The sequence below is a fragment of the Streptomyces sp. NPDC049887 genome, from assembly GCF_040656535.1.
In the GTDB taxonomy this organism is placed as follows: Bacteria; Actinomycetota; Actinomycetes; order Streptomycetales; family Streptomycetaceae; genus Streptomyces.
The window spans coordinates 261867-278172 of sequence record NZ_JBFAMM010000007.1 but is presented as its reverse complement, the minus strand read 5'-3'; the positions used below and the strand labels follow the sequence as shown (position 1 = coordinate 278172).

Here is a 16306-nt window from a genome sequence, read left to right as displayed (position 1 = left end):
GGCCCTCGCGGCCCCTGCTCGGCTCCACGGGCCCACGGGTCCCGTCGGGGGGGCGAGTACGCCCGAGCCCCCGGACGGCCGGTGCCGCCGCGCACCTCCGCATGACGGCGCCGGAGCACGCGCGAGCCCCCGGCCCCCGGAAGACCGGGGCGGGGGCTCGGGAGGCGCGTCGACGTGGGCTCAGCCCTGGCCGTCGAGCTCGATCGTCTGCGTGCGCTCCTCGGGCGTCCTGCCGAGCAGCGCCTTCTGCATCGCGGAGGCGACGTCGTCCGCTGACAGCGGGTACTGCTTGCCGTCGCCCTTGGTGACCATGATCCCGTCGAAGACCCCGTCCAGCAGTTCCGTGATGGCCTGCTTGTCGTAGACCTCGACGAGCCGTCCGTCGACGGCCTTCATCGACAGGATCCTCGGCAGGGACTTCGCCGGTCCGAACTGGATCTCCTTGTCGCCCGCCCTGATCGTGACCAGGTCGGACATGGCCGGCTCGGCGAACTCCTCCATGGCCCGGTTCAGCTCGGTCCGGGTGATCGTCGGCTCGCGGTTGGCGACGGGCAGCTCGACGTCGTTCGCGCGCCCCGTCTCGACCTGGGCGCGGTACGCGTCCCGCACCGAGATCATCGACTGCTGGACGTCCAGCGTCTTGCCCGCCTTGCCCGGGACCGGGACGGCCTTGCCCGGCTCGAACCGGATCGTGCCCTCGGAGGCCGATCCGGACGTGCCCGCGAGGTCGGTCAGGGCGACGACGAGCTTCTCCTCGTCGACCGGGATGACCGGCTGCGCGACCCGCTCGCCGCCGAACAGAGAACCGATGACCGAGACGGGGTTGTAGTCGCTGCCCGCTGCCTCGCGGACGGTGGCCTGGCTGTCCAGGGTGAGGCCGGCCTTGTCCGGCGCGAGCTGGACCTTCCGGCCGCCGACGCTGAGCTGCAGCGGGGACGTGGCGCGCTTGCCGAGCGCGGCCTCCAGCCTCGCCTGGGCGTCCTCCTTGGTCCCGCCGCCGATGTCGACACCGAGGACGGTGGTGCCCTTGGGCACCTCGGAGTGGTTCAGCAGCAGCCCGGCACCGTAGGCGACGACCAAGGCGCCGAACACGCCGGCGCCGGCGAGCACCAGTTTGGAGCGGCCCTTCCTCGCCGGACCTGACGGCGCCGGCGAGGAGGACCTCGGCGCCGGCGAGGGGCCGGTCGTCGTCCGCGGCGCGGTGGCCGGGCCCGGGAAGTCGGGCTCCGAGAAGCCGGCTCCCGGGCCGCCGGGCCCGGAGGGCCACGGGGACCCGGTGCCGTCGGAGCCCCCGGGCGGGAACGGCGAACGGTGCTCCGGCGGCACCACGGGGATCCCGCTGGTCAGCGTGTCGCCCGAGACGTTGCCTCCCGGGCCGCCGGGCATGCCCGAACCCTCGGAACCGGTCTCGGGCGCCGGCTTCTGGGGGGTGAGTACGGCGGTGTCGTCGCTCATCCGCGGCGGCCCCGCGGGGCCGGCCGCGGGCACACCGGTGCCCGGGGCGCCGCCGGCCGGGGCTCCCGGAGCGAACGGCGAGACACCGGAGGCGGGACCGGTCGTGGGGCCCGCCGGACCGGCGCCCGGGGGCCGCTGCCCCGGTGCGGCACGGCCGGAGGCGTCGAGGTCCGCGGACAGGGAGTCCAGACCACTGCGGGGCCGGTTCCCGGCGCCGCCCGGTGCGTCGGGAAACCGGGGGGCGCCGGGCACCTGGCCGTTCCGCGGAGCGGGCGGACCGGGCATCCGGAGGGCACCGGTGTCCTCGGGACGCGCTCCCGGCACGTTCGGCGCCTGGCCCGGGCCCGTCGCCTGGGCCGGGACGGGGGCCGGCGGGGGCGTGGGGCTCGGCGCCTTGCGCGGGGCGAACCAGTCGCTGGTCTTCTCCTCGGCCGGCTTCTCGGGCGCCTCTGGCCTCCCGACGTCCCGTCCGGCACCGGGGGCCGCCGGTGCCGACTGGGCGGGCGCGGCCGGGCGGGGTGTACTGCCCGTGCGCTCCGCCGCCCCCTCGCGTGGCGCGGGGGCGCCCTTCTTGTCCAGGTCGCTCATGGGCGTGCGCATGACCACGGGCGGGATGGGACGCGACCCGGGGATGTTGATCCGGATGCGGGTCGTCAGCGTCGTCTCGGTCCGGGGCTCGTCCGGCTGTCGCGCGGACGCGGGTTCGGCTCTCTCCTCCGGAGCGTCCTGCGTCGGGTGCAGCGACGGATACTGGCGGGATCCGTACGGCGGTGTCCCCGAGGGGTACGCGGCTCCACCGCGCCCCTGGGGGCCGGAGGACGAACTGTCAGTTTCACGGCTCAAAGCAGGTTCTCCCGGTTGGCTCCGCCGCCCGTTCTTACTGGCTCTCGTTGCTGCGGGCGGCTCGGCGGCGCGCACCACCATACTGGCCACCGCCGACACGTATCCGGCGACTGCGGGAAGCGTTCCCGGGCCGTCCGAGCGAGTGCGGGCAATTCGGCCTCAGATGGGACACGTCACTTGCCAAGTCGGCCGGATGGCCCGCCCGGTTGCGGCAACCGCGTCATGGTGGCACACATCACAGCCAGCACGGACCCCCCGAACAGGAAAACGATCTCACCGAGACCGCCCGCGAAGACGCTGTCGCCCTCCGGCCGCCCCGCGCTGAGCAGCAGGACGGCGGCGACCCAACCCGCGGCGGGCGCGAGGACACCGAGTTGGGTGCCGGTGGCGCGGAGTCCGCCGTGGAAGAGCGCCGCGGCACCGAGCAGCGCCAGGAGCAATCCCAGCGGGAACCAGGCGGCTTGGACCAGCGAACCGGCGGTGCCGACGGCGACGCCGAGCACGGCCAGGCCGATGTACGCGGCGACGCGCGCCGCCTTGGAGGACCTGGCCGGCCAGGCTCCGGACCCGCTCATCGCTCTGTCTCCTGTGTCGTCGTCGTGACGGCCGGGCCACCCGTCGCGGCGGCGGTGTCCGTGCCGGCGAAGAGGTCGCGTTCGCGCTCACCCGCGGGCACCCCCGGGGTTCCCCTCACCAATTGGTAGTACTCCGTGGTGAACAGCGGCTGGCCGAGGTCGTTGGAGAGCGCGAAGAAGGGCCCGTCGACGGCGATCTGCGTGGCGTGGGCGCGCATCGCGGCGGCCTTCCGCGCGGCGTGTCCGGTGCCGTCGATCTCCGCGGTCACGTCCGCGTCGTCGACCACGCCCGGGACGTCGTCGATGCCGGCGATGCCCGGGAATTCCACGTCCGCCGCGCGCAGCCGGGCGAAGCCCTCCTCGGCGGCCGAGCGCGGCACCCGGTTCCAGTAGATCTTGTCGATGCGGTGCGGCGCCCCGAGGTCGCTCCGGAAGGCCGGGTCGGCGGCGAGCTCCGCCGCGCGCATGGCGACGCGGTGCGCCTGGATGTGGTCGGGGTGCCCGTAACCGCCCCGCGGGTCGTACGTGATCAGCACCTGCGGCCGCACCTCGCGGATCACCTCGACCAGGTACGGCGCGGCCTCCTCCACGGGTGTGTTCCAGAACGCGCCGGGGCGGCCGTTCTGCGCAACGCCCATCATCCCGGAGTCGCGGAAGCGTCCGGCGCCGCCGAGGAAGCGGTGGTCGTGGACGCCCAGCTCCTTCATCGCGGCGGCCAGTTCGCCGCTCCGGTGCGCGCCGAGGGCGTCGTCCCGGTCCGCGGCGAGATGCGCGAGCCCGGCCGGGATCACCTCGCCCTCCTCGCCGAGGGTGCAGGTCACCAGGGTGACCAGAGCGCCTTCCGCGGCATACCGGGCCATGGTGGCGCCGTTGTTGATCGACTCGTCGTCGGGGTGCGCGTGCACCAGGAGCAGACGACGGGCTGGGAGATCCGTCATGGCTCCCAGCCTACGAGGCCGCCGGCCGGCGTCGCGTCGGGGCGACCCCTGCCGGACGCGGCACTAGAACTTGAGCCCGCCGATCATGCCCGCCACGTTCGTCGTCAGTTCGCTGATGGTGGGCGCGATCGAGGAGCTGGCGAGGTAGAACCCGAGGAGCATGCAAACCGCCGCATGTCCGGCCTTCAGTCCGGATTTCCGGACCAGCAGGAAGACGACGATCGCCAGCAGCACCACCGCCGAAATCGAGAGTGCCACGGCGGCTCACCTCCACAGATATTCGGTCGGGAACGGGCAGCATGCATGTGCCGGAAGGTTCCTACCCACCTAGCGCTACGGATCATAACTATCCGTGCGGCCGCATCGATCGGTGCACGGCAGCACACGGGGGCGCACGGCCGCGGCCGGCCGTGGGCGCACCACGGGAAACCGGCGGACCTGCTCGGCCGGTCGCGAACGTTGCCCGACGCGGCACTAGGTTCGGTCGCATGACGTCGAAGCAGCAGCTCTCCTTCCCCCGCCAGTACGCCAGGACGCAGCGCTTCACCCTCGGCGCACCCCGCGCGTTCACGGTCGCCCCGGACGGTTCGCGGGTGGTGTTCCTGAGGTCCTCCTCGGGGACGGACCGATCCCATCGGCTCTGGGTGCTGGACCTCGACGGGGAGGTGCGCGAGCGGGTGGCCGCCGATCCCGAGGTGCTGCTCGGCGGCGCGGACGAGGAGTTGCCCGCCGAGGAGCTCGCACGGCGGGAGCGCAGCCGCGAGGGCTCCGGGGGCATCGTCGCCTACGCGGTGGACCACGGGGCGGAGTTGGCGGCCTTCGCCCTGTCCGGGCGGCTGTTCACGGCGGAGCTGCGGGCCGGCACGGCGCGTGAACTGCCCGTCGACGGACCGGTGATCGACCCGAGGCCGTCGCCGGACGGGCGTCTGGTCGCCTACGCGGCGGGCGGCGGGCTGCGCGTCGTCGGCGCGGAGGGCGAAGGGGACCGGGCGCTCGCCGAACCTGACGACGAGCACACCTCGTACGGGGTGGCGGAGTTCATCGCGGCGGAGGAGATGGGCCGTTCGCGCGGCTTCTGGTGGTCGCCCGGGTCGGACCGGCTGCTGGTGGCGCGGGTGGACGGCTCCCTGGTGCGGCGGTGGTGGATCGCGGACCCCGCGCATCCGGACCGGGAGCCGACCGGGACCGCTTACCCCTCGGCGGGGACGCCGAACGCCGAGGTGCGGCTGCTGCTCATGGACCTCGGCGGTGGGCGCACCGAGGTGGTGTGGGACCGGGAGCGGTACCCGTACCTGGCGCGGGTCCACTGGTCACCGGCCGGCGCCCCGCTGCTGCTCGTCCAGACCCGCGACCAGCGCACGGCGCTGCACCTCGCCGTGGACACGGAGACCGGGGCCACCCGCACGGTGCACGCCGACGAGGACCCGGCATGGGTCGAGCTGTCGGCCGGGGTGCCCGCGTGGGCGCCGGACGGCCGGCTGGTGCGGATCGCGGACGAGGGCGGGGCCCGGGTGCTGGCGGTGGGAGACCGGCTCCTGACGGGACCGCAGTTGCACGTCAGGGCGGTACTGGACGCGAGCGGTCCGGACGTGCTGGTCTCGGCGTCGGCGGGCGCGGAGGCGGCGGACCCGGAGATCGGCGAGATCCACGTGTACCGCGTCGACGAACGAGGGGCCGAGCGGGTCTCGGCGGGCGCGGGGGTGCACGGGGCTGTGCGCTCGGGGACGGTGACGGTGCTCGCGTCCGCGCGGCCCGGTGTGCCGACCGGCCCGGAGGTCCGGGTACTGAGGGAAGGCGAACCGGTCGCCACCATCACCTCGTTCGCGGAGACGCCGGTCATTTCCTCCCGCGCACGGTTTCTCGAAGGGGGCGCACGGCGAATTCCGTGCGCCGTGCTGCTTCCGCGGGACCACCAGGAGACGGACGGCCCGCTCCCGGTGCTGCTGGACCCCTATGCGGGTCCGCACGGACAGCGGGTCGTGGCCGCACACCATCCGCACCTCACCTCCCAGTGGTTCGCGGACCAGGGCTTTGCCGTGGTCGTCGCGGACGGGCGCGGCTCCCCCGGCCGCTCACCCGGCTGGGAGAAGGCGATCAAGGGCGATCTGCTGGTGACGCTGGAGGACCAGATCGAGGCACTGCACGCGCTGGCCGGCCGGTTCCCGCTGGACCTCGGCCGGGTGGCCGTCCGGGGCTGGTCCTTCGGCGGCTACCTCGCCGCGCTCGCCGTGCTGCGCCGGCCGGACGTCTTCCACGCCGCGGTCGCGGGCGCGCCGGTCACCGACTGGCGGCTGTACGACACCCACTACACCGAGCGCTACCTCGGCCTCCCGGAGGAGCAGCCCGCGGCGTACGCGGCCAACTCCCTCGTCACGGACGACGGACTGACCGATCCGGCCGAGCCCGCCCGACCATTGATGATCATCCATGGGATGGTGGACGACAATGTAGTGGTGGCACACAGCTTGCGGCTGTCATCGGCGCTGCTCTCCGCAGGGCGCCCCCATGAACTGCTGCCGCTGACGGGTGTCACACATATGACGCCCCAGGAGCAGGTCGCGGAGAACCTGCTGCTGCTCCAGGTGGACTTCCTGAAGCGCGCCTTGGGGGTCGCCTGACGGGCAGCCCCGCGGTCGATCCCCTGGCCGCCGGACGAGCCCCGCGAGCACGGGGCGGCGACACCCGCCGCTTCACGGACCAGGAGCGGCGGGCGAGGAGGAGCGGCAGCGGGGAAGGAAGCGGGCCCGCCCGGCGTCGGGGACGGTCCCCGGCCCGACGGCGGCCCGGGACCCAGTTCCGGCACCCGGGTCGGATCCGGTGCGGGAAGCACGACCGGCCGTGACCGGGACCCACGACCGATCCGGCGCGCACGACCGGCCGAGGCGGCATGAGCGCCCCGGCCGGTCCACGGCACCCGCACGGCCGTACGCAGTTCAGGGTGAGGCGTCCGTATATCGGTACGGCTTCGGTCGAGTTGCCTGACTGTTAACGAAATTGATGGTCATTCATCGCGGTCTGGGACTCTCCGGCCGCCAGTACCCGAGCGCGCTCACCCGGTCCTTGGGCAGGCCCAGCTCCTTGCGGGCGTATGCCGTGAGGGTCCGGGTCGTCGCCGTGTCGCAGGCGATCCAGACGAAGGCGTCCGCCCGGTCGTCGCCCAGCAGTCCGGGCAGTGCGGCCTTCACCTCCGCCACGAGCGCCGCGCCGCCGTCCTGCCGGGGTACCCGCCGCAGCTCGTGATGGGCAGCGCCGGCCCGGAGCGGCAGATCGGCGTCCGACTCGTGCTGGGTCTCGAACCATACGGTGGCGGGCACCCCCGGCATGGCGTCGAGCAGCGAGTTGACGGCGGGCAGCGAGGCCGAGTCGCCGATCACGAAGAGCCGCGGGGGCAGCGGGTCGGGCACGGCGAACCCGGTGCCCTGGAGGGTGGCCTCGATCGTGTCGCCGGGCTCGGCGTTGCGCGCCCACTCGCTGGCGCGACCCTCGTGCAGCGCGAACTCCATGCTGAACGTGCCCTTGGCCGGATCGGGGTCGACGAGGGTGAAGGCACGCTGGTGCGGCTTGCCCGCGTCGTCGAACCAGAGGCGCACCCACATGGTGGGGTGCACTCCGGTGGCGGCGAGCATTCCGCCGTCGGTCAGATGCACCCGGCGGTAGTGGTCGGTGACCTGCTCCGCCCCCGTCACCGTGAACTCGAAGTCCTTGCCCCGGAACAGCTTGAGGACCACGCCCTCCCAGCCATGCCCCACCGCTGTCTCCTCCCCGCCCGACCAGTAAGGTTAGGCCAGCCTAACCTAAAGGCTTGTCCAGTAGGAGAGTGGGGACAGTGTGACGACCGAGGTCTACCGGGACGCCTGGGGCATCCCGCATCTGCGCGCCTCGAGCACCCTGGAACTGGCCCGGGCCCAGGGTCGGAACGCCGCCGCCGACCGGGCCTGGCAGATCGAGGTCGAACGACACCGGGTGCGGGGCACGACGGCGGCGTTCCTCGGCGCGGAGGCCGTGGTCTGGGACCGGTTCGCCCGGCAGGCCAGGCTCGAGGACACCGCCCGGCGCTGCTTCGCGGCCCTGGACGCCGACACCGCGGCCTGGGTGGGCGCCTATGTCGAGGGAGTCAACGACGGGCTGGCGGAAGGCGCCGGGAACGCGCCCGAGTTCGCCGCCACCGGCCTCGAACCCGGCAGCTGGGAACCCTGGGTGCCCCTCGGCATCTGGATCGCCACCCACATCCTGTTCGCCGGCTTCCCGACCAAGCTGTGGCGGGAGGAGGTGGCGCGACGGCTCGGCGACGACCTGACCACGCTGTTCGCCACGGACGGTCCCGGCACCTCGGGCAGCAACGGATGGCTGGTCACCGGCGGCCGGACGGGGACCGGAGCACCGCTGATCGCCGGCGATCCGCACCGTTTCATCGAGGACCCCGGTGTCTACCAGCAGATCCATCTGGTGTGCCCGGACGTCGACGTCGTCGGCCTCGCCGTGCCGGGTGTCCCCGGGCTCGCCCACTTCGGCCACACCGGCTCCGTGGCCTGGGCCATCACCAACGCCATGGCCGACTACCAGGACCTGTACCGCGAGCGCCTGCGGCGCACCGGCGACGGGATCGAGGCGGAGGGCCCCGAAGGCTGGGGCCCCGCCTCCCACCACCGGGAGACGATCGAGGTGGCGGGCGGCGCCCCGGTCACCGTCGACGTGATCGAGACCGGCCGCGGCCCGGTGATCGCCGGGGACGTCCCGGCGGCGGACGGAAGCGGCACGGCGTCGGAGGCCGTCAGCCTCCGCTACCCGCCCCGGGTCACCGCGGCCCTCGGCTTCGAGGCGATCCCGGCGCTCCTGCGGGCCCGTACCGTCGGCGACGTGGACCGGGCCTTCGACGACTGGGCCGAGCCGGTCAACGTGGTGCACGCCGCGGACACCGAGGGCGGGTTGCTGCACCGGGTCGCCGGGCGCGTACCGGTGCGGCACGAGGACAACCGGCTTCGAGTGGTGCCCGCGTGGGAGCACGGCCACGACTGGCGGGGGTGGCACGAGACGCCCCGTGCCGAGGTGGAGGACTTCGCCGTGATGGCGAACGCCCGCGGCATCGCCACGCCCCTGGGAGTGGAGTTCGCGCCCCCGCACCGGGCCGACCGGATCGCCGCGCTGCTGCGCGAGTCGAAGGACTGGACTGCACCCGGGATGGCGGCGGTCCACACCGACACCTGGCTGGCGTCCGCCGCGCCCCTGCTGGACCTGGTGGCCGCGCTGGACGACGACCGGCTCTCCCCCGGCGCCCGGGCGCTGCGGGCCCGGCTGCTGGAATGGGACCGGCGGATGGAGGCCGGCAGCACCGACGCCGCGCTGTTCGCCGCCGTCCGCTCGGCCGTCGTACGGCGGCTCGCGACCCACCCCGAACTGGAGCCGCTCAACGGTCCGTTCGGGTATCCCGAGGTGTTCCTGCCCTGGCTCCACCTGCCGGCCAGGATCGGGTACGCGCTGGAGACCCTGCTCACGACCGACCGGCTGCCCGGAATCGACCGCGCGGCACTCGTCCACGACGCCGTCGGCGAGGTCGCCGCGGCCGGCGGGGCGGAGACCCCCTGGGGCGAGCGTCACCGGCTGGCGCCCTGGCAGGCGCTGCCCGCCCCCGAGGGCGGGGAGTGGCCCGGGCTGGGCGGCGACCACGACTGCGTGCTGGCCACCTCCAGCGTCCCCGGCGTCACCGATCTGAGCGCGCGCGGACCCTCCGCCCGCTACGTGTGGGACCTCGCCCGGCGTGACGACAGCCTGTGGGTGGTCCCGCTGGGCGCCCACGGCATCCCGGGCGAGGCCCACCACCGCGACCAGCTGCCGCTGTGGCTGCGCGGCGGGTTCGTCCCCGTCATCACCGACTTCGACCTGCTCACCCCCGAGCACCGCACCGAGGAGAGACATGACCACTGAGGCATCCGCAGGACCGGACGGCGCCGAGCCGCTGTACCGGGAGGCCGTCGAGGGGCTGGGCACCGTGCACGTGCGGCGGCTCGACCCGGCACGGGACGCGGACGTCGTCCACTCCTGGGTCGGCGAGGAGCGGGCCCGCTTCTGGGGCATGCGCGAGACGAGCCGCGACGAGGTCCGCGAGATCTACGAGCACCTGGACTCGCTCACCACCCACCACGCCTTCCTGATCGTCCTCGGCGACGAGCCCGTGATGCTGTTCCAGACCTACGAGCCGGAGGCCGACCGGCTCGGCGAGTGCTACGAGGTCGAGCCGGGCGACATCGGTGTCCATCTGATGATCGGACCCGCCAAGGGGAGCCCGCGGTCGGGCTTCACCGCCGCCATGCTCGGCGTGCTCGTCGGCCATGTCCTGGCCGACGAGGGGGTGCGGCGGATCGTCGCCGAGCCTGACGTCCGCAACGCCAGGGCGATCGACCGGCTCCGCCGCAGCGGCTTCGAACTGGGCCCGGAGATCGTGCTTCCGGAGGTCGACCTGCCCGAGGTGTTCCTCCCCGAGAAGAAGGCGCGGCTGGCCGTCCTGCGCCGGGAGACGGCCGAGACCCTGAGGTAGGTCCCGTCGGCGGCCCGCCCCGAGGGGGACGCTGCGTCCGGACCTTCCGGGGCGGGCCGTCAGTCCTCCGCCGTCAGTCCTCCGCCGGCGGCCCGTCGCCGGTCGGCACCACACGCCTCTCCTCGGCGAAGTGGCACGCCGAGTCGTGCCGCGCGGGCCCCGGCACGTCCCTGAACCGCTCCGGCACCGCCAGCTCCGGCTCCTCCCGCGCGCACCGCTCCCGCGCCTTCCAGCAGCGCGTGCGGAAGCGGCAGCCCGACGGGACGTTCGTCGGCGAGGGCACGTCGCCGGAGAGGATGATCCGCCCGCCGTCCCCGCCGGCGGCCGCGCGCCGTTCGCGGAGGGACGGGTCGGGGACCGGCACCGCGGACAGCAGGGCCTGGGTGTACGGATGCGTGGGGTGGTCGTAGATGTCGGCGTCCCCGCCCGCCTCCACGATCCGCCCGAGGTACATCACCGCGACCCGGTCCGAGATGTGCCGGACGATCGACAGGTCGTGGGCGATGAACACGTAGCTGAGGCCGAACTCGCCCTGCAGCCGCTCCAGCAGATTGACGACCTGCGCCTGGACGGACACGTCGAGGGCGGACACGGGCTCGTCCGCGACGATGACCTCCGGCCGCAGCGCCAGGCCCCGCGCGATGCCGATGCGCTGGCGCTGGCCCCCGGAGAACTGGTGCGGGTAGCGGTTGACGAACCCCGGGTCGAGCCCGACGACGTCCAGCAGCTCCCGGACCCGGCGGAGCCGGTCGCCCTTCGGCGCCGCCTCGGGATGGATCTCGTACGGCTCCCCGACGATGTCGCCGACGGTCATCCGGGGGTTGAGCGACGTGTACGGGTCCTGGAAGACCATCTGGATGTTGCGGCGCACGGCCTTGAGCGCCCGCGCCGACAGCCGGGTGATGTCCTCGCCCTTGTAACGGATGCTGCCGCGGGTCGGCCGCTCCAGGTTGACCAGCAGCTTCGCGAGGGTGGACTTCCCGCAGCCGGACTCGCCCACGACGCCCAGCGTCTCGCCGGCGAACAGGTCGAGGTCGACACCGTCGACCGCACGGACCTCCCCCACCTGTTTCCTGAACACGATGCCCCGGGTGAGCGGATAGTGCTTGTGCAGACCGCGCACCTCGATGATCGGCTCGGCCGGCCCCGTCGGCTCAGTCACGGAGGCACTCCCTCCAGAAGAAGCAGGCGCTCCCGCGGTCGCGGCTCACCTCGGACAGTTCCGGCTCGTCGGTCCGGCACACGTACCGCGCCATCGGACAGCGCGGGTGGAAGGCGCAGCCGGGCGGGACTGCCGTCAGGTTCGGCGGCAGACCCTTGATGGCGTGGAGCTCCTCGCCCTTGCGGTCCAGGCGGGGGATCGAGTCGAGCAGTCCGCGGGTGTACGGATGGGCCGGTGCCTTGTAGAGGTCGTGGACGGGGGCGGTCTCGACGATCCGGCCCGCGTACATCACGGCGATCCGGTCCGCGACGTCCGCGACGACCCCGAGGTCGTGGGTGATGAGCACGAGCCCCATGCCCAGTTCGCGGCGGAGTTCGGCGAGGAGGTCCATCACCTGCGCCTGGACCGTCACGTCCAGGGCGGTCGTGGGCTCGTCGGCGATGATCAGATCCGGTTCCAGGGCCAGCGCCATCGCGATCATGATCCGCTGGCGCATTCCGCCGCTGAACTGGTGCGGGTACTGGCCGACCCGCTCCCCCGCGGCAGGGATGCGGACCCGGTCCATCAGCTCCACTGCCTTCGCCCGGGCGTCCTTCCGCGACATGCCCCGGTGCACGGTGAACATCTCGCCGAGCTGGTCGCCGACGGTCAGCACCGGGTTCAGCGAGGACAGCGCGTCCTGGAAGACCATGGCCATTCCCGCGCCGCGGATCTTCCGTCGCTCGTCCTCCTTCAGCCTCAGCAGGTCCCTTCCCCGGAAGAGGACCTCCCCGCCGGTGATCCGGCCGGGAGGGGTGTCGAGGATGCCCATGACGGCCTGTGCGGTGACGGACTTCCCGGACCCGGACTCGCCGAGCACGGCGAGGGTCTCGCCCGCGGCGACGGACCAGGAGACGCCGTCGACGGCCTTGGCGATCCCGTCCCGGGTGCGGAACTCCACGTGCAGGTCCCGCACTTCGAGCAGCGTGCCGGGTCCTGCCGGCGGGATGGCGGGCGCCCGCTCCCGCGTGCCGGGGCCGTCGGGCGGAGGGTCGGGGCTCATGGCGGTGCTCCTCAGCGCAGCTTGGGGTCGAGGGCGTCGCGCACCGCGTCGCCGAGCATGATGAACGCGAGCACGGTCACGGCGAGCGCGCCGGCCGGCCAGAGCAGCATGTGCGGGGCGTTGCGGATGTAGGGCGACGCGGCGGAGATGTCGATGCCCCAGGAGACCGTGGGCGGCCGCAGCCCGACCCCGAGGTAGGACAGGGTCGCCTCCAGCGAGATGTACGTCCCGAGCGCGATGGTGGCGACGACGATCACCGGCGCCACGGCGTTGGGCAGGACGTGCTTCAGCAGCAGCCGTGCGGACGAGGCGCCGAGGGCCCGGGCTGCCTGCACGTAGTCGTTCTGCTTGACGGTGATCACCGAACCACGGGCGATGCGGGAGATCTGCGGCCAGCCCAGCAGCACCATGAACCCGATCACCGGCCAGACGGTGTTGCTGGTGACCACGGACAGCAGCACCAGTCCGCCGAGGACGACGGGGATGGCGAAGAAGACGTCGGTCAGCCGGGACAGCAGCGCGTCCGGGGCCCGGCCGAAGAAGCCGGCCAGCCCGCCGAGGACGGACCCGAGGAGCGCCACACCCAGCGTGGCGCAGACGCCGACGGTCACCGAGGTGCGGGCGCCGTGGACGGTGCGGGTGTAGACGTCGCAGCCCTGGCCGTCGAAGCCGAAGGGATGGCCGGGCTGGGAGCCCTGCTGGGCCTTGGCGAGGTCGCAGTCGAGGGGGTTGCCGGGGGCGATCAGCTGCGGCCAGATCGAGATGACGACCAGGAAGAGGATGACGAGCGCCGCGACGACGAACACGGGGTTGCGGCGCAGATCGTGCCAGGCGTCGGACCGGAGGCTGCGCGGTCTGCCGGCGGGGCCGGGTCCGGGAGGGCCGGCGGGCGCGTTCTCCAGGGTCTCGCCCTCGGCGGTGGCCAGGTCCATGGCTCCGCCGCCACCGGTCGGCGCGATGGCCCGTCCGCCGTCGTACTGGGCCTCAGGCATAGCGGATCCTCGGGTCGAGTACGGCGTACAGCAGGTCGACGAGCAGGTTCACCAGCAGGAACACCAGCACCAGCACCGTGACGAAACCGACGACGGTCTGGGTGTTCTGGCGGAGGATGCCCTGGTAGAGCTGGTAGCCGACACCGTGGATGTTGAAGATCCGTTCGGTGACGATGGCTCCTCCCATCAGGGCGCCGATGTCGGCACCGATGAAGGTGACCACCGGGATCAGCGAGTTGCGCAGCAGATGGTGGGTCATGACGCGGCGGCGGGGCAGGCCCTTGGCGACGGCCGTGCGGACGTAGTCGGCGCGGCGGTTCTCGGCGATGGAGGTCCGGGTCAGCCGGGTGACGTAGGCGAGCGAGACGGCGGCGAGGACGAGTCCGGGCACGATCAGCTCGTCGAGCGGGGCCTCGGAGGACACGGAAGGCCGGATCCAGCCCCACTTCACACCGAGCAGGAGCTGCAGCAGCAGTCCCGTGACGAAGGTCGGAACGGCGATCACGACCAGGGTGACCAGCAGGATGCCGGTGTCGACGGGGCGGCCGCGGCGCAGTCCGGTGAGCACGCCGAGACCGATGCCGATGACGATCTCGAAGACGATCGCCACCAGGGTGAGCCGGATGGTGACCGGGAAGGCGTCGGCCATCAGCTCGGTGACCGGCTGCCCGTTGAAGGCGGTGCCGAAGTCCCCGGTGAAGACGTTGCCCATGTAGGTCAGGTATTGCTGCCAGACGGGCTTGTCGAGACCGAACTCCCTGCGCAGCTGGGCCGCGGTGGCCGGGTCGCACTCCCGCTCGCCGCAGAGGCCGGCGATCGGGTCGCCCATCACATTGACCATCAGGAAGATCAGCAGCGTGGCTCCGACGAACACCGGGATCATCTGGAGCAGACGCCGGATCACATAACGTCCCATGAGGCGCTCCTCGGGTCCGGGGCGGGTGCGTCAGCCGACGGTGATCTCTTCGTAGACGGGAACGCTGAACTGGTTCAGGGAGACGTTGGAGATCCGCTCGGAGTAGCCGGCGCTGCCGTTCTGGTACCAGAGCGGGATGGCCGCCATCTGGTCCCGTACCACGCCCTCCGCCTGCTTGAAGGTCTCGATCGCCCTGGCGGGGTCGGTCTCCGCGTTGGCCTGGTCGACCAGCCGGTCGAACTCCTCGTTGCTCCATTTGCCGTCGTTGGAGGAGGCGTTGGTGTAGTAGAGCGGCTGGAGGAAGTTCTGGATCAGCGGGTAGTCCATCTGCCAGCCCGCCCGGAAGGGGCCGCTCATCTTCGACCGCGTGATCTGGTCGCGGTAGTCGGCGAAGGTACCGACGGGGTTGCCGACGCAGGCCCGGTCGTTGCGGAGCGCGTTGTTGATGGAGTTGCAGACGGCGTCGACCCACTCCTTGTGGGAGCCGCTGTCGGCGTTGTACGTGATCTTCACCTGGCCGCCGGGGATGCCGCCGCCCTCGGCGATCAGCGTCCGCGCCCGGGCGGGGTCGTAGGTGCACGAGCCGCCGCACAACGACGCGTCGTAGCCGCCGTCGGGGCCGAGGACCGGGGAGGTCCAGTCCTTGGCGGGGGTGCGGGTCCGCTGGAAGATCGTGTCGGTGATCTGCTGCCGGTTGATCGCCATGGACAGGCCCCTGCGGACCTTCTCCTGCCCGGGCTTGTTCCAGTCCGGGTCGTAGTACGGGAAGGCGATGGTCTGGATGATGCCGGCGGGGGTGTTGATGTAGCGGTCGCCGAGGTCGGCTTCGACGTTCCTGAGCTGGGACGCCGGCACGTCGTCGACCAGGTCGAGGTGTCCCGCCGTCAGGTCGGTGTAGGCGGTGTTGCTGTCGGTGTAGACCTTCAGGTCGACGCCGCCGTTGCGCGCCTTGTCGTCACCCGGGTAGCCGTCCCAGCGGCGCAGGGACATCTGGGAACCCCTGGTGTAGCTGTCGACGGCGTACGGACCGTTGCCGACGGGTCGGGCCAGCCAGGCGTCATGGTCGGAGAAGAAGCTGCTCGGCAGTGGCGCGAAGGCGGCGTAGCCGAGGGTCTCGGGCCAGGTGGAGAACTTCTGGGTGAGCTTGACGGTGAAGGTCCGCTCGCCCGTGACCTTCAGCCCGGACATGGTCTGCGCGGTGGGCTGTCCGGAGGTGGGATGGACCTGGTCGTAGCCCTCGATGTAACCGAAGAAGTAGGCGTTGCGCTGGTTGTTCCCCAGATGCGCGCCGTAGTTCCAGGCGTCGACGAAGGACTTCGCGGTCACGGGCTCGCCGTTGGAGAAGGTCCAGCCGCTCCTGACCGTGACGGTGAAGTGGACGGAGTCGGTCGTGTCGATCCGCTCGGCGAGCATGTCCTCGGCCTCGCCCGTCTTCGGGTCGTAGCGCTTCAGTCCCCGGAAGATCATGTCGAGGACCTTGCCGCCCTGGACCTCGTTGGTGTTCGCCGGTTCCAGGGGGTTCTGGGGGTCTCCCCAGGACGACGTCACGATCCCGTCCGGGCCGCCCGCGGGGGCTCCGCCGCCCCCGCAGGCACCGGCCGCGAGGGCGACGGCGACCGCGCAGGCGGCCCGGGTGACGTGAGCGGCTCCGCGCATGGAGTGCCTCCTCGGCGACCGGGACCTCTGTGGGGCCACTATCGCCCGAGGCGGGACCGGTGCACTTGTACGACACCCGGGAGGAATCCGGTTGGGCCGAATGGGCGAGCGAGGCGCGGGCGCGGGTCGTCCGGTGGCCGCTGAGAACGAACGCCCCGGTCGCCCTGAGGGCGACCGGGGCGTTTACCGATCCGG

General features: G+C 72.6%; 13 protein-coding genes. 3 read left to right on the top strand and 10 right to left on the bottom strand.

The window, feature by feature from the left end; genetic code table 11:
* Positions 1–180: 180 nt before the first annotated feature.
* The 4 genes from AB0J10_RS11930 to AB0J10_RS11915 all read right to left on the bottom strand — a co-directional run bounded on the left by AB0J10_RS11930 (position 181) and on the right by AB0J10_RS11915 (position 4069).
* Positions 181–2298 carry a hypothetical protein gene (locus AB0J10_RS11930; RefSeq protein WP_363060412.1) on the bottom strand — a complete coding sequence of 706 codons (2118 nt, stop codon included), beginning with the start codon at positions 2296–2298 and terminating at the stop codon, positions 181–183.
* Between the two features lie 173 nt (positions 2299–2471).
* Positions 2472–2873 carry a DUF6113 family protein gene (locus AB0J10_RS11925; RefSeq protein ID WP_363060410.1) on the bottom strand — a complete coding sequence of 134 codons (402 nt, stop codon included), beginning with the start codon at positions 2871–2873 and terminating at the stop codon, positions 2472–2474.
* A complete protein-coding gene (gene mshB / locus AB0J10_RS11920) occupies positions 2870–3811 on the bottom strand; it encodes an N-acetyl-1-D-myo-inositol-2-amino-2-deoxy-alpha-D-glucopyranoside deacetylase (protein WP_363060408.1) in 942 nt (313 codons plus the stop codon). Before mshB ends, AB0J10_RS11925 begins: the two co-directional genes overlap by 4 nt.
* 63 nt (positions 3812–3874) lie before the next feature.
* On the bottom strand, positions 3875–4069 hold the full coding sequence (locus tag AB0J10_RS11915; protein WP_269728533.1) for a hypothetical protein: 195 nt from the start codon (positions 4067–4069) through the stop codon (positions 3875–3877).
* A 230-nt stretch (positions 4070–4299) separates the two neighbouring features.
* Between AB0J10_RS11915 and AB0J10_RS11910 the strand changes: the two genes are divergently transcribed.
* The gene (locus tag AB0J10_RS11910) at positions 4300–6429 is read left to right on the top strand and encodes a prolyl oligopeptidase family serine peptidase (RefSeq protein ID WP_363060405.1); all 2130 of its coding nucleotides are present in this window, start codon (positions 4300–4302) and stop codon (positions 6427–6429) included.
* 387 nt (positions 6430–6816) lie between these two features.
* Here AB0J10_RS11910 and AB0J10_RS11905 read toward each other — a convergent pair whose 3' ends face one another.
* Entirely contained in the window at positions 6817–7560 is a 744-nt protein-coding gene (locus AB0J10_RS11905; protein WP_363060403.1) for a siderophore-interacting protein, read from the bottom strand.
* Positions 7561–7639: 79 nt separating this feature from the next.
* Between AB0J10_RS11905 and AB0J10_RS11900 the strand changes: the two genes are divergently transcribed.
* Complete coding sequence (locus tag AB0J10_RS11900; RefSeq protein WP_363060401.1) at positions 7640–9733, top strand: penicillin acylase family protein; 2094 nt, start codon at positions 7640–7642, stop codon at positions 9731–9733.
* Positions 9723–10343, top strand: a complete 621-nt coding sequence (locus tag AB0J10_RS11895) for a GNAT family N-acetyltransferase (RefSeq protein WP_363060399.1) — start codon at positions 9723–9725, stop codon at positions 10341–10343. The genes AB0J10_RS11900 and AB0J10_RS11895 overlap by 11 nt, the downstream gene beginning before the upstream one ends.
* A 73-nt stretch (positions 10344–10416) precedes the next feature.
* Here the strand turns inward: AB0J10_RS11895 and AB0J10_RS11890 are convergent, their stop codons facing one another.
* From AB0J10_RS11890 to AB0J10_RS11870, 5 genes are read right to left on the bottom strand one after another with little or no spacing between them, the layout of a single operon-like run.
* Entirely contained in the window at positions 10417–11505 is a 1089-nt protein-coding gene (locus AB0J10_RS11890; protein WP_363060397.1) for an oligopeptide/dipeptide ABC transporter ATP-binding protein, read from the bottom strand.
* Positions 11498–12547, bottom strand: a complete 1050-nt coding sequence (locus tag AB0J10_RS11885; RefSeq protein WP_363060395.1) for an ABC transporter ATP-binding protein — start codon at positions 12545–12547, stop codon at positions 11498–11500. Before AB0J10_RS11885 ends, AB0J10_RS11890 begins: the two co-directional genes overlap by 8 nt.
* Positions 12548–12558: 11 nt before the next feature.
* Positions 12559–13539, bottom strand: a complete 981-nt coding sequence (locus tag AB0J10_RS11880) for an ABC transporter permease (protein WP_363060393.1) — start codon at positions 13537–13539, stop codon at positions 12559–12561.
* Positions 13532–14455: an ABC transporter permease gene (locus tag AB0J10_RS11875; protein ID WP_363060391.1), complete on the bottom strand. Its 924-nt coding sequence runs from the start codon at positions 14453–14455 to the stop codon at positions 13532–13534. Before AB0J10_RS11875 ends, AB0J10_RS11880 begins: the two co-directional genes overlap by 8 nt.
* 30 nt (positions 14456–14485) lie before the next feature.
* Positions 14486–16111 (bottom strand): ABC transporter substrate-binding protein, encoded by a 1626-nt coding sequence (locus AB0J10_RS11870; RefSeq protein ID WP_363060389.1) that lies wholly within the window; start codon positions 16109–16111, stop codon positions 14486–14488.
* Between the last annotated feature and the right edge of the window lie 195 nt (positions 16112–16306).